Annotated in this window: 11 protein-coding genes and 2 tRNA genes; 6 read left to right on the top strand and 7 right to left on the bottom strand. The window is 66.0% G+C overall.

Features of this window, described 5'->3' with window-relative positions; genetic code table 11:
* Positions 1–7 precede the first annotated feature (7 nt).
* A complete protein-coding gene (locus NFW05_RS16170; RefSeq protein WP_295309291.1) occupies positions 8–1,183 on the top strand; it encodes a trypsin-like peptidase domain-containing protein in 1,176 nt (391 codons plus the stop codon).
* Positions 1,184–1,196: 13 nt separating this feature from the next.
* Positions 1,197–2,003 carry a class II glutamine amidotransferase gene (locus tag NFW05_RS16165; RefSeq protein WP_295309289.1) on the top strand — a complete coding sequence of 269 codons (807 nt, stop codon included), beginning with the start codon at positions 1,197–1,199 and terminating at the stop codon, positions 2,001–2,003.
* A gap of 60 nt (positions 2,004–2,063) precedes the next feature.
* On the opposite strand, the gene NFW05_RS16160 is transcribed toward NFW05_RS16165, so the two are convergent.
* On the bottom strand, positions 2,064–3,227 hold the full coding sequence (locus NFW05_RS16160) for a CaiB/BaiF CoA-transferase family protein (protein WP_295309286.1): 1,164 nt from the start codon (positions 3,225–3,227) through the stop codon (positions 2,064–2,066).
* A gap of 297 nt (positions 3,228–3,524) precedes the next feature.
* Here NFW05_RS16160 and NFW05_RS16155 point away from each other — a divergent pair.
* The 3 genes from NFW05_RS16155 (at position 3,525) to NFW05_RS16145 (ending at position 4,243) form a co-directional block, all read left to right on the top strand.
* Positions 3,525–3,600 (top strand) — tRNA-Gly (locus NFW05_RS16155).
* A 73-nt stretch (positions 3,601–3,673) separates the two neighbouring features.
* A tRNA-Leu gene (locus NFW05_RS16150) sits at positions 3,674–3,757 on the top strand.
* 39 nt (positions 3,758–3,796) lie between these two features.
* Positions 3,797–4,243 carry a DUF1178 family protein gene (locus NFW05_RS16145; protein WP_295309283.1) on the top strand — a complete coding sequence of 149 codons (447 nt, stop codon included), beginning with the start codon at positions 3,797–3,799 and terminating at the stop codon, positions 4,241–4,243.
* Between the two features lie 80 nt (positions 4,244–4,323).
* Here NFW05_RS16145 and NFW05_RS16140 read toward each other — a convergent pair whose 3' ends face one another.
* From NFW05_RS16140 to NFW05_RS16115, 6 genes are all read right to left on the bottom strand, one after another.
* Positions 4,324–6,240 carry an HDOD domain-containing protein gene (locus NFW05_RS16140; RefSeq protein WP_295309280.1) on the bottom strand — a complete coding sequence of 639 codons (1,917 nt, stop codon included), beginning with the start codon at positions 6,238–6,240 and terminating at the stop codon, positions 4,324–4,326.
* 171 nt (positions 6,241–6,411) lie between these two features.
* A complete protein-coding gene (locus NFW05_RS16135) occupies positions 6,412–6,768 on the bottom strand; it encodes a cupin domain-containing protein (RefSeq protein WP_295309277.1) in 357 nt (118 codons plus the stop codon).
* Positions 6,765–7,451, bottom strand: coding sequence for an SOS response-associated peptidase (locus tag NFW05_RS16130; protein WP_295309274.1), 687 nt, complete (start codon positions 7,449–7,451; stop codon positions 6,765–6,767). The genes NFW05_RS16135 and NFW05_RS16130 overlap by 4 nt, the downstream gene beginning before the upstream one ends.
* A gap of 181 nt (positions 7,452–7,632) precedes the next feature.
* Positions 7,633–9,531, bottom strand: a complete 1,899-nt coding sequence (locus tag NFW05_RS16125) for a propionate--CoA ligase (protein WP_295309271.1) — start codon at positions 9,529–9,531, stop codon at positions 7,633–7,635.
* Between the two features lie 48 nt (positions 9,532–9,579).
* Positions 9,580–10,722 (bottom strand): diguanylate cyclase, encoded by a 1,143-nt coding sequence (locus NFW05_RS16120; protein WP_295309268.1) that lies wholly within the window; start codon positions 10,720–10,722, stop codon positions 9,580–9,582.
* 35 nt (positions 10,723–10,757) lie between these two features.
* Positions 10,758–11,753 carry an oxidoreductase gene (locus NFW05_RS16115; RefSeq protein ID WP_295309265.1) on the bottom strand — a complete coding sequence of 332 codons (996 nt, stop codon included), beginning with the start codon at positions 11,751–11,753 and terminating at the stop codon, positions 10,758–10,760.
* Between the two features lie 351 nt (positions 11,754–12,104).
* Between NFW05_RS16115 and NFW05_RS16110 the strand changes: the two genes are divergently transcribed.
* Positions 12,105–12,614, top strand: a complete 510-nt coding sequence (locus tag NFW05_RS16110; protein ID WP_295309263.1) for a C40 family peptidase — start codon at positions 12,105–12,107, stop codon at positions 12,612–12,614.
* Positions 12,615–12,677: the final 63 nt, after the last annotated feature.

Here is a 12,677-nt window from a genome sequence, read left to right as displayed (position 1 = left end):
TGAGTTCATGCGCAGGCTGTGGCTGATTTTTGCACAAACGGTGACCATCAGTCTCGCCGTCGTGTTCGTCGTGAGCACGCTGAGACCCGAGTGGCTCGGCAAGCCTTGGCCGGGTGGGGCGAGCGTCGTGGCCGTTCAGGAGTCGCCGGTCGAGGCGCCGGCAGCCGCCGCTTCCGCCGCGCCACCGTCGTTCCGCGAAGCCGCGCAGAAGGCGCTGCCGTCGGTGGTGCACATCTTCACTTCGCAGAAGGTCAGGGCGCGGCGCCATCCGCTGCTCAACGACCCGGTATTCAGGCACTTCTTCGGGGAAGGCGGCGAAGGGCAGCGAACGGCCGGTCTGGGCTCCGGGGTCATCGTCAGCCCGAGCGGTTACATCCTGACCAGCCTGCACGTCGTCGAGGCTGCCGACCAGATCGAGGTGACGCTCAGCGACGGTCGCAACCTCAGCGCGCGAGTCGTCGGCAGTGATCCCGAGTCGGACCTGGCGGTGCTGCAGATCGACGAGCCGAGCGGCAAGGATCTGCAGCTGCCGGCGATCACCCTTGGCCGGATGGACAACGTCGGCGTGGGCGACGTAACCCTGGCGATCGGCAATCCCTTCGGGGTCGGGCAAACGGTCACCATGGGAATAATCTCGGCTCTGGGACGATCGCACCTCGGCATCAATGCCTTCGAGAACTTCATCCAGACCGATGCGGCGATCAACCCGGGCAATTCGGGGGGCGCCCTGGTGGACAGCCAGGGCAACCTGATCGGCATCAACACGGCGATCTACTCGCGCTCCGGCGGATCGCTGGGAATCGGTTTCGCGATCCCGATTTCGACCGCGCGCAACGTGATGGAGCAGATCATCCTCAACGGGTCGGTCACGCGCGGGTGGATCGGCGTCGAGGCGCAGGAGATAACCGTCGACCTCGCCGAGTCCTTCGGTCTTCCGGACACCCGCGGTGCGCTGATCGCAGGCGTCCTGCGCGGCAGTCCGGCCGACGCGGGCGGCATCAGGCCCGGCGACATCCTGCTCGCGGTTGCCGGACAGCCGGTCAGGGATCCGCAGGCGATGCTCGATCTGATTGCCGGCCAGACCCCCGGCGAGACGATCGCCTTCCGGCTGCGCCGGCAGAACAACGTGCTCGAAACGACGGTCAGGATTGGCAAGAGGGCGCCCCAGCGGCGTGAGCGCTAGCGGGAGTGCAGCGATGTGTCAGTTGCTGGCGATGAACTGCAACGTGCCGACTGACGTCTGTTTCTCCTTTGCCGGGTTCCAGGCCCGCGGCGGCGCAACCGACGTGCATGCCGACGGCTGGGGGATCGCCTTCTTCGAGGATCGTGGTGCGCGGGTCTTCCTCGACCCGCAGCCGTCCTGCGTATCGCCGGTCGCCGAACTGGTGCGCAACTACCCGATCCACTCGAAGAACGTCGTCGCGCACATCCGCAAGGCGACGCAGGGAGGCGTCGCCCTCGAGAACACGCATCCGTTCATGCGCGAGCTCTGGGGTCGTTACTGGATCTTTGCGCACAACGGTCACCTGCCCGATTTCGTTCCGGTGCTCGATGGGCAGTTCACACCCGTCGGCGAGACGGACAGCGAACGTGCGTTCTGCTGGCTTCTGCAGAGCCTCCATCGGCTTTTCGGCCGACAGCCGCCAGCCCGGGAGGCGCTGTTCGACGCGCTCCATCGGTTGAGCCTCGACCTCGGCGCGCGCGGCGTGTGCAATTTCCTGCTCTCGAACGGTGACTGCCTGGTCGCCCACTGCTCGACGCGCCTGAGTTACATCGTCCGCCAGGCGCCGTTCGCCGTGGCGCACCTCTGCGATCAGGATTTGAGCATCGATTTCCGCGAAGTGACCAACCCCGACGACCGGGTGGCCGTCATCGCGACCGTGCCGCTGACCGACAACGAGCGCTGGGAAGCGATGCCCCGCGGGAGTCTCTGGCTGTTCCACGACGGGGCGCCGGTACGCCAGCAGGCGACCGTGGCTGGCCCGGAAACGCCGCCGACCTGAACCCCGGGCGAGCGTTCTCCGGTCCGACGCCAGGCGGACCTGAGGCAGCGGGCGGGTCGCTCAGATGACTCCGGCGGTGCGCAGCGACTTGATCTCGCTCTCCGAGAATCCGCTTTCGCGGAGCACTTCCTCGCTGTGCTCGCCGGCACCCGGGGGTGGCAGTCGGGCTGCGAAGGACAGTTCGCTGATCCTGAAAGGCGGCGCGAACTGCCTGACCCCGTCGACTTCGACGATCATCTGGCGGGCGAGCAGGTGTTCGTTAGCCAGGCTCTCCTCGAAGCGCAATACCGGGCTGACGCAGCAGTCGGCCTCGTCGAACAGCGCCGTCCACTCGGCGAGGCTGCGCCCGGCGAATGCCGCTTCGAGTTCGCGGCGAACCCGCCGGCCCTCGTCGCCCGTGGCGAAGGCAAACGGCCTGAGTTCCGGGCGGCCGAGCACCGAGCAGAGCGTCTGCCAGAACTTGGGCTCCATCGCGCTGACGGCCAAGTGTCGGCCGTCGCCGGTGGCGTAGACACCGTAGCTGGGGATCCCTCCGGAGAGGAGGTCGGTGCCGCGTGGCAGGACCTGTCCCAGTCCAAGGACGGCGAGCAGCGGGAAGATCGTGTGCGCGAATACGGCGTCGGTCATCGCCACGTCGACGTAGCGGCCGCGGCCGCTCTGGCGTGCGTCGACGACTCCGGCGAGGATGCCGACAAGGGCGGTCAAGGACCCGCCGAGCAGATCACCGATCTGGAAGTTGGGTATCGCCGGGGCTTGGCCAGCGGTTCCGATCTGGTCGAGCAGTCCGCAGCAGGCCAGATAATTCAGATCGTGTCCGGCGCGGTCGCGGTAGGGCCCATCCTGTCCATAGCCGGTTATCGCGCAGTAGACGATCCGCGGATTGACGGCACTGACCGCCGCATAGCCGATGCCGAGCTTGTCGACCACGCCCGGGCGAAATCCCTCGAGGATCACGTCGGCGGTGCTCGCGAGGCGCATGAAGGCGTCGACTCCGGCAGCCTGTTTGAGGTCGAGTCGCAGGCTGCGCTTGTTGCGATTGACCAGCTGGAAGTAGCTGATCGAGCCGTGCACTGCGCCGGCGTCGCGCGCGTAATCGCCGGGGCCGGTGTCCTCGATCTTGATGACGTCGGCGCCGAGGTCGGCGAGGTGCATGGTGGCCATCGGGCCAGGCAGGAGACGCGTCAGATCGAGCACGCGCAGGCCGGCGAGGGGAGGAGAACGCATCGGGGTCGCTTTCGGAAAGGGTTCTTCGAGGAGATCGCGGCATCGGCCGATCGCGGATTAGTCTGGTGCGTGCCTGGCCGCGGCCACTGCACCAGGCATTGTAGACCTGCCCGTCGCACTTCGGCGAGCGGGGCGACTGCGCGGAAGCACGCGCGGCGGCGCTACCCGGGGCATGATTTCATGGTCCGGCGAGTCGGCGAGTGGTTGACACGTCGGGACGGCGTGCGGATAATTCGGCTGCTCGTGGAAGCGCCGCTCCGGGCGGTACCGGTCAAGTGGCGTTTTCCTGCATGACGGGCGGCAATAGCTCAGTTGGTAGAGCGATACCTTGCCAAGGTATAGGTCGAGAGTTCGAGACTCTTTTGCCGCTCCAGCCTGTGAAGGGAAAGGGCCGGGAAGGCCCTTTCCCTTCTTCCATTTTGGGGCGCGTATAATGGTCTGAAACCGCCCGGATGGCGAAACAGGTAGACGCAAGGGACTTAAAATCCCTCGGCCTCGCGGCCATGCCGGTTCGATCCCGGCTCCGGGTACCCTTGCCAACCACCACGAGCTCCGCGCTCCGGCCGCAGATGATCATTTTCGACCTTGCCTGCCCGCTTGGCCATCGTTTCGAAGGCTGGTTCCATTCCCGCGAGGACTTCGACAGCCAGCTTGAACGCCGCCTGATCAACTGTCCGCACTGCGCTTCGCTCGAGGTCCGCCGCGTGCCTTCGAACGTTCACCTGAGCCGCCAGGCGGCGACTCCGGCGCCGGTCGAAACGGCCGATAGCGAAGCGGCGGTCGTGGACCTGCGCGCCGGGGTACTCAACGCGTTTCGTCAGCTGACGGAAATGCTGCTCGCCCGCTGCGAAGACGTCGGCGAAAACTTTGCCGAAGAAGCGCGCCGGATACACTACGTCGAGGCGCCCGAGCGGTCGATCCGCGGCGTGGCGACCAGCGAGGAATACGAGTCGCTGGTCGAGGAAGGCATCGAGGTGTTTCGCATCGGCCGGCTCAAGCCCGGCGATCTCCACTGAGCGGTTTCGGCGGAGCGATCGACGGCCGGGTTGCTCCGGGAGCGCGGTCGTGCGGGGCGTCCTCGGGGTAGAGCGGGTGATCAGCGCGCGACGACGACGCGATTGCGCCCCGCCCGCTTGGCCTCGTACAGTGCCGCGTCGGCCGCCTTGATCAGCGCCTGGCTGTCCGGTTCGTTGCCGACGTTGGCGACTCCGATGCTCAGCGTGACCGGAATCGACTTGTCTTCCCACAGGAAATGATAGCGTTCGACGACCGAACGGATTCGTTCGGCGATCTGCGCCGCGGCGCGCGCGTTCGCGTTCGGCAGGACGGCTGCAAATTCTTCGCCACCATAGCGGAAGACCATGTCTTCGACGCGCGAGGCGCGCTTGAGGAGATCGGCGAGCTGGCGCAGCAGCGCGTCTCCTGCAGCGTGACCGTAGCCGTCGTTGATCTTCTTGAAGTGGTCGACGTCGAGCAGCAGGCAGGCCATCGGCAGGCTGTTGGCCTGCGCAAACGCCCATTCCGAGGCCAGAAAGTCGAGGCCGTGCCGGCGATTCGGGAGTTGCGTCAGGGCATCGGTCAGGGCTGCCTGCAGCAGTCGGCGGTGGGCGACCGCGAATTCGTCGGTGGAGCGCATGATGCCTCGCCGTTCGCGCTGGATTTCCTCGCGCAGCAGGAGCATGCGCGTCGCCGTATTCAGACGGACGCGCAGGGTCTGGATGTCGAGAGGCTTGACCAGGACGTCGTCCGCGCCGGCGTCGATCGCTTCGAGGATCAGGCTCTCGCTGCCGGGTGAGGCGAGCAGCAGTGCATAGCTCTCCTTGCCGGCCGGTGTCTGGCGCAGGATCCGGCAGAAGCTGGCGGGCGTGAGGCTTGGCGTGGCGAGATCGGCGATGACGATCTGCGTCGGCTGACGCAGCGCGTGCCGCAGCGCTTCCGGGCTGCTGTCGACGAGTACCGGCAGGTGTCCGAGACTCTCGATCTGCTGCATCAGCGTCGGCAAGTCGGCGAGCGGGATGCCGACCAGCTGGACGTGCAGCCGAGGGGCGGCAGCCCTGCCGTTCTGCTCGAGGTTGGTCGTACTCACCCGGCGGCTCGGCGGGCTGGCAGCGAGGATTTCAGCGAACGGCGGGATCTCCTGCGTGCGCACCTGGAGCATCGCCCCCCATTCGCGCCAGCGGCGGACCATCCGGTCGACGGTGTCGTTGAGCGCATCGCCGCTGATCCCGAGGCGCGCCGCCCGGGTCAGCAGGCCCGGCAGAAGACTCCAGCGCGCTTCCTCGTTGGCCATGCAGATCTCGGCGAGCGAGCGGGCAAAATTCAGCGAATGGGTCAGCGTCTGGACCCGCGAGCCGTCACGAAAGCCGGCGAGGTCCGGCTGCTCGTGGTGGTAGGCTGCCTGGATGAGCATCTCCGGCATCCCCCACTCGGCGAGCATCGTCGCGCCGAGCTGCTGGTGATCCATGTCGAAGGCCTCACGTTCGCAGGCGCCGATGTCCTGTGTCTCTTCCCGGGCGCGGCGCAGCACTGCCGCGTACTCGCCGGGAAACAGCGAAGCCATCGCCAGTTCGCCGACTCGGGCGAGCAGCCCGAGGGTAAACAGTTCCTCACTCGATATCTGCGCGAAATGGGCCAACTCCTGGCAGGCGATGCCGGTGGCCAGCGAGTGTCCCCAGAAAGCCCCGTAATCAAACTCCTCGCATTGCCCGCTGGTGTGGCTGTGCATGACCGACAGTCCGATGACCAGATCGCGGACGCGGAAAGCGCCGAGCGCGACGATCGCCCGCTGCAGCGAGACGATCGGCCGCGCGCGTCCGAAAGCCGCGGCGTTGGCGAACTTCAGCAGACGGCCGGCGATGGCCGGATCGGACTGGACCAGCTGGACGAGTTCCGAGACACGGAAGTCGTCCCTTTGCAGCAGCTTGATGATCGAGAAGGCGACGCCCTTGGGCGACGGCAGTTTGCCCGTCGCCTTCATCGCCCGGTAGCGGTCTGGATCGACGAAATGGATCAAGGGAAGTCCCTGGGCTTCGGTATCCTCGCGATTATGCTACAAAAAGGCGTGGGAATACGGGCCGCGGCGGTGTGCCCTTCAGGCGCTGCCCCGGCCCGTGGCCCGTGGCCCGTGGCCCGTGGCCCGTGGCCCGGCCGCTCGCGTCAATCGCTGCCCGATCGGTACGCGGCTTCACAGCAGGTCGGTGTCGTCGTGGCGGTACGCCGGACTGCAGCAGCAAAGGATGTGCAGGGGCTCGGTCCCGGTCGCCGTGACGCAGTGGGCCGTTCCCGGGGGGATCAGCACGGTGTCGCCGACCGCGATGGCCAGGGTCTCGTCGCCGAGGATCATCAATCCACTGCCGTTCGTGACGTGATACAGTTCCTCGCTGAGCCGGTGGCGGTGCAGCAGCGTCCGTTCTCCGGGCGAGATCACGGCTTCGGCGAGGCTCTGCATGCGGCTGCCGTGCGCCGCCGGGTGCAACAGTTCGCGGATCGTCGAGCCGTCGCGCGTCGTATAGGCCTCGATGTCGCGATAGCACGTCTTCATCGGTGGAGGTCGTCCAGTGGCTCGATCAGGCCGGGATCGTCTTCGCTGACCCGGCCGACCCTGCGCGCGACCGACCAGACCTGCAGGGCTGCATCGAGACCAGGGCGGATCAGCTGTGCAGCCTGATCTGCGGGCGCGGCGAGCCATTGTTGCCAGTCGTCGGGGGCGAGAATCAGCGGCATCCGGTCGTGGATCGGGCGCATCAGCTCGTTGGCCGGGGCGGTGACGATGCAGCAGCTGCGCACGACCTCTCCACTGGGCGAGGTCCACGATTCCCAGAGGCCCGCGAAAGCCATCGTCTCTCCCGAAGTCAGCGAAACGTAGTAGGGTTGCCTGACCTCCAGCGAACCCTTTCCCGGAACGCGCTGCCATTCGTAGAAGCCGCTCGCCGGGATCAGACACCGGCGGCGCCTGAAGGCGTCGCGAAACGACGGCTTCTCGTTCACCGATTCGCCGCGGGCATTGATCAGCCGCGCGCCGATCGCCGGATCGCGGGCCCAGTGCGGTACCAGGCCCCAGCGCAGGAGGTCGAGCGTACGCTGGCCGATCGCTGACCGGCGGACGACCGCGATCCCGGTTCCCGGGGCGATGTTGAAGCGAGCCGGAAGCGCCGGGCATTCGGCAAGCTGGAATCGCCAGGCGAGCTGCGCGTGGGGAGCATCGAGCGCATAACGTCCGCACATGTGACAAGTCTAGCGCAAGCGGCGGCGGTGAGTGCTGGCCGCCGGCAGGGACCGGCCAGGCCCGATGGTTCTGGCGCGACGCCGGTGTCGCCGCTTCGGCCCGGTCGATCGGTCGACGAAAAAAGGCCTGCCGCGCCCAGGCGCGGCAGGCCTCCGTGCTCGGCGTCGGGGCGACCGGCGATCAGGCCTTGTGGCCCAGCGCGCGCTGGATCTGCGCGAGCGCCGTCGGATCCTCGATCGTCGTCAGGTCGCCAGGGTCGCGACCTTCGGCGAGGGCCTGGATCGATCGCCGCAGAAGCTTGCCCGAGCGGGTCTTCGGCAGCACGGTCAGGAAATGGACGCGGCTCGGACGGGCGATCGCGCCGAGCGTGTCGTCGACCTGCTTCATCACCTCCTTCTCGAGCCTGGCGGCCAGTTCGGGGGTGGCGATGTGCTCCGCGTTCTTGACCACGGCGAAAGCCATCGGCATCTGGCCCTTGAGTTGGTCGGCGACGCCGACGACCGCGACTTCGGCGATCGCGCTGTGTCCCTGGATCGCCTCCTCGATCTCGCGCGTACCGAGGCGGTGTCCGGCGACGTTGATCACGTCGTCGGTGCGGCCGAGGATGTAGTGGTAACCGTCCTTGTCCTTGATCCCCCAGTCGAACGACGAGTAGACCTGCGGCTCGCGGAACAGCGAGAAGTAGGTCGATACGAAACGCGCGTCGTCGCCCCAGACCGTCGACAGGCAGCCCGGTGGCAAGGGCGGCAGGATTCCGACTATCCCCTTCTCGTCGACGTCGCAGATCGTTCCGTCCTCACGGAAGATCTTGAGGTTGTAGCCGTACACGGGGAAGCTCGGTGTGCCGTAGCGAATCTCCGTCTTCTCCACGCCGGGCATCGACGAGAGGATCGGCCAGCCGGTCTCGGTCTGCCAGTAGTTGTCGATTACCGGCAGACCGAGTTCGCCCATGATCCATTCGTGGGTCGGCTGGTCGAGCGGCTCGCCGGCGAGGAACAGGTGCTTGAGGCTCGAAAGATCGTACTTGTGCATGTACGCCGTGTCGTGCTTCTTGAGGACCCGAGCCGCGGTCGGCGCCGAGAACATGACGCTGACCTTGTACTTCTCGACGATCTGCCACCAGATCCCGGGGTCGGGGCGGATCGGCGTCCCTTCGTACATGATCGTCGCCATGCCGGCGATCAGCGGACCATAGACGATGTACGAGTGGCCGACGACCCAGCCGATGTCCGAAGTCGCGAAGTAGGTTTCACCCTCTGCGCCGCAGTAGATGTTCTTGATCGATGCAGCGAGCGCGACGGCATAGCCGCCGGTGTCGCGCTGGACTCCCTTCGGTTTGCCGGTGGTTCCGGAGGTGTAGAGGATGTACGAAGGCTCGGACGACTCGAGCCAGGTCACCGGAACGTCGGCGTCGATGTGCTGCGCGCGCAACGTCGCGTAGTCGACGTCGCGACCTTCGACTCTGTTGAAGCCCTTGTCGAGCCCGCGGTCGACCATCAGGACCTTGGCCGGTTTGTGCTGCGCGAGCTCGATCGCCTCGTCGAGCAGGTGCTTGTACGGGACGGCCTTGCCGGCGCGCATCCCGGCGTCGGACGAGACGACGATCTTCGGCGTTGCGTCGTCGATGCGTGTGGCCAGCGAACCCGAGGCGAAGCCGCCGAAAACGACCGAGTGGATCGCGCCGATGCGTGCGCAGGCGAGCATCGCGAACATCGCCTCGGCGATCATCGGCATGTAGATCAGCACTCGGTCACCCTTGCCGACGCCAAGGCTTTGCATGATCGCCGCCATGCGCATGACCTCGGCCTTGAGTTCGCTGTAGGTGTAGACCTTCTCCTGATCGGTCTCCGTCGAGATGAAGACCAGCGCGCGGTCGTTCGGCCGCTTCTCGGCGTGCCGGTCGACGGCGTTGTAGCAGAGGTTCGTTTCGCCGCCGACGAACCACTTGGCGAACGGCGGGCGGGAGAAGTCGAGCACCTTGGTGAACGGCTTGTGCCAGTGCACGAGTTTTGCTTCCTCGCCCCAGAAGCCTTCCGGATCCTCGATCGATTTCTTGTGAAATTCTTTGACTGTGGTCATGAGACTCCCTCTTCCAGAATGTGAAACACCCACCTGCACCCGTGGGATCTATGCCTGCCGAGTGTCCTTGACTGCCTGCTCCCGGTCAAGCAACCGTTTTCGAATACCTGCCAGCGGCAGGTCCAGCTTCAACTCCCTGTCCAGCAAGTCGAGAAAAGGGAGCATTTCGTTGACCAGGCCGGCGAGATGCGGAACCACCGCGTCCGCGTGCCCGCTGCGAATCAGATCGAGCGCGTGACTCAACCGCGGTGCCGGAGCTCCTGCTGACGCCTTGTCGGCACAGGCGAGAACCCGGTTTCCGCCAGCGAGCTGGGCAGTCCTGAGTCGATCCGCGGCGAGCTCGAGCATCTCGGCGGCCGATCCGACCCGATCGACCGGCGTATTCACGACGCCCACACTGATCAGCAGCTCGAGGCGTTGTCCGTGAAGCGCGATGTTGGCCACCGCGAAAGCCTCGCGAAGGCGGTTCGCGAAGGCCTCACAGGCCGGATAGGGCGTTCCCGGCGAGACGACGACCAGCTCGCTCTCCGAGAAATGACCGAGGATGTCTTCCCGGCGAACCTTCTGCGCGAGCATGCTGGCGAGGCGCTTCTGCAGTCTGGCGAGAACCTCGCTGCCGTGTTCCTCTCGCAGGGCAGCGTAACGATCGAAGCTCATCACCAGGACGCTGACCGGACTGTCCTGTCGCAACGCCTCCGCGAGCGCGCGCGCGGCGCGCATGGTGACCTGCTGGCGGGTCATCAGACCATCTTCCTGATCGCGTAGCTGGCGATCGCCGCCTTGCGCGAGTTCGCTCTGTATCTGCGCGACCTGCAGCAGCGAGGCGATGCGCGTGAGCAGTTCGCTGGATCCGGCCGCCCGGCCGACGAAGTCCGATGCACCGAGCGCTCGGGCGCGCGCGTTGGCTTCCTCATCGTCGCCGGCGATGACCAGTACCGGCAACTGCCGGATGCGCGCGAGTTTCGAAGACCGGATCCTGCCCAGCAGGCCGTCACCGTCGAGTATCGGCATCGACAGCGAGCAGATCACCAGCTGAATCGAGTGATCGAGAACCAGCGCTTGCCAGCCCGCCTCGCCATCGACCTCCTCGCGGAAATTGTAGTGATCACGAACGCGCTTGATCAGTGTCGCGCGGGCCATCCGTGACTCGTCGACGATCAGGATGCGCGGTCTCCAGTCGGCGTCTGGCATTACCCCAAGTGACCCGTATCAGGCGCAGGTCCGGTTCACCCGCCGGCCACATCGACGACCACGCGGCCGTGGGCGCGGCCCTGAATGAAACCGTCGAACAGACCGGGCAATTCTTCGAGACCCACGGTCCGGACCATGTCCCGCAGGTGACGCGGGCGCAGGTCTGCGGACAGGCGTTGCCAGACACCCTGGCGATAGGGATCGCCGATGTAACCCGAGTCGATGCCGAGCAGCGAGGCTCCGCGGAGGATGAACGGCATGACCGTCGTGTTCAGGGTCGGGCTGGCGGCCAGGCCAATGCTGGCGACCGTCCCGCCTTGCCTGAGGGTGCTGAGGATCCAGGCGAGCACCTCGCCTCCGAGGTTGTCGACGGCTCCGGCCCAGATTCCCCTGTCCAACGGTCTGATGCGCTTGAGGTCGAGGGCCGAACGGGAGATCACTTCGGCCGCACCGAGCTGCTCGAGATACCCGGTCTCGCCGTCCTTGCCGGTCAGCGCAGTGACCTGATAGCCGCGTCCCGCAAGGATGTCGATCGCCAGGCTGCCGACTCCCCCGGTCGCCCCGGTGACGATCACCGGGCCCTTGTCGGGCGTCAGTCCGTTTTCCTCCATGCGCACGACCCCGAGCGCCGCGGTGAAGCCCGCGGTACCGAGGGCCATTGCCTCGAGCAGCGACATCCCGGAAGGCAGTGGCACCACCCAGTCTGCCGGGATGCGCGCGTACTTGGCGTAGCCGCCGTGATGCGCGACGCCGATGTCGAAACTCGTCGCGATGACCTCGTCGCCGGCCCGGAAGCGCGCATCGGCGCTGGCCTCGACGATTCCCGACAGGTCGATGCCGCCGACGCAAGGGTAACGCCTGATGATCTTCCCGGTACCCGTCGCAGCCAGCGCATCCTTGTAATTGACGCTCGAGTACGAGACCCTGATCGTCACTTCGCCCGGATCGAGCTGTGCTTCGTCCATCATCACGAAGCGTCCGCGGGCCTGTCCTGCCTCTTCCTCGATCAGATAAGCCTTGAAAGGTCTCATGTTCTTTTCGTCCGGTGGATCGGAGCGCCTGGCTGCTCGCTCAATGATGTGATGGCGGGCGGGCTCCGGCTCGCCGATTATAAACACAATCTCCCCGGTTTTCCTTCGCTGGCGCTCGGCGCGGCGTACCGCCAACCGGCGTGCGCTCGTCGGCGGAGCTGGCCGCGGCGGCCTGGCCGGCCTCCGCCAGCGGTCCGCTGTGCACGGCAGCATCCTGTCCCTGGCTCGCCGGATTGGTGATTTTCCGCTTTAAGTTAGAACCTTGCTGCAGCAAGCTGGAGTGCCGTGTGCAGAGGCCGTTGTCCGGCAGGGGGTTTACAGTGTGACATTTTTCACATAAATTTCGGCCCCATGGTCAAAAAACACATCCTCAACTGCGTTTTCAGCGCCGCTCTGACGATCCTTCCAGGGCTGGCTCCGGTCCACGCCAACGAACAGCAGCAGGCAGTCGAAGAGCCCTCGCTCATCGAGCGCTACACGAGCAGCGCGCAGGATCTGATCCTCAAGGGCTTCGAGCTGATCGGCATCAACTATCGCTTCGGCGGAACGAATCCGGATACCGGTCTCGACTGCAGCGGCTTCGTGCAACTCGTGTTCAAGGAGACGATGGGCATCCTCCTGCCCCGGAGCGCTCGCGAACAGAGCGAAATCGGTGCGGTCATCGACCGTCACGAGCTGAAGGCTGGCGATCTCGTTTTCTTCAACACGATGCGCAGGGCCTTCTCGCACGTCGGCATCTACCTCGGCGACAACCGGTTCCTGCACGCGCCGCGCACGGGTGCGGAGATCCGCGTCGACGACATGCGCCAGAGCTACTGGATCGAGCGTTACAACGGGGCACGCCGGCTGCTCTCACGCTGAATCGGGTCACGCGACGAGCAAGCGACGCCGCTGAGCGGCGTCGCTTGCCGGCGTTTAGCAATA

The organism is Accumulibacter sp., from assembly GCF_023806625.1.
Taxonomy (GTDB): domain Bacteria; phylum Pseudomonadota; class Gammaproteobacteria; order Burkholderiales; family Rhodocyclaceae; genus Accumulibacter.
Note: the sequence above shows the minus strand (reverse complement) of the source record. Positions and strands in the feature narration are given on the sequence as shown.

What these genes read in the sequence shown, in the direction of transcription:
- NFW05_RS16170 (WP_295309291.1), top strand. Translation starts at nt 8, where the DNA reads ATGCGCAGGCTGTGGCTGATTTTTGCACAAACGGTGACCATCAGTCTC.
- NFW05_RS16165 (WP_295309289.1), top strand. Translation starts at nt 1,197, where the DNA reads ATGTGTCAGTTGCTGGCGATGAACTGCAACGTGCCGACTGACGTCTGT.
- NFW05_RS16160 (WP_295309286.1), bottom strand. Translation starts at nt 3,227, where the DNA reads ATGCGTTCTCCTCCCCTCGCCGGCCTGCGCGTGCTCGATCTGACGCGT.
- NFW05_RS16145 (WP_295309283.1), top strand. Translation starts at nt 3,797, where the DNA reads ATGATCATTTTCGACCTTGCCTGCCCGCTTGGCCATCGTTTCGAAGGC.
- NFW05_RS16135 (WP_295309277.1), bottom strand. Translation starts at nt 6,768, where the DNA reads ATGAAGACGTGCTATCGCGACATCGAGGCCTATACGACGCGCGACGGC.
- NFW05_RS16130 (WP_295309274.1), bottom strand. Translation starts at nt 7,451, where the DNA reads ATGTGCGGACGTTATGCGCTCGATGCTCCCCACGCGCAGCTCGCCTGG.
- NFW05_RS16125 (WP_295309271.1), bottom strand. Translation starts at nt 9,531, where the DNA reads ATGACCACAGTCAAAGAATTTCACAAGAAATCGATCGAGGATCCGGAA.
- NFW05_RS16120 (WP_295309268.1), bottom strand. Translation starts at nt 10,722, where the DNA reads ATGCCAGACGCCGACTGGAGACCGCGCATCCTGATCGTCGACGAGTCA.
- NFW05_RS16115 (WP_295309265.1), bottom strand. Translation starts at nt 11,753, where the DNA reads ATGAGACCTTTCAAGGCTTATCTGATCGAGGAAGAGGCAGGACAGGCC.
- NFW05_RS16110 (WP_295309263.1), top strand. Translation starts at nt 12,105, where the DNA reads ATGGTCAAAAAACACATCCTCAACTGCGTTTTCAGCGCCGCTCTGACG.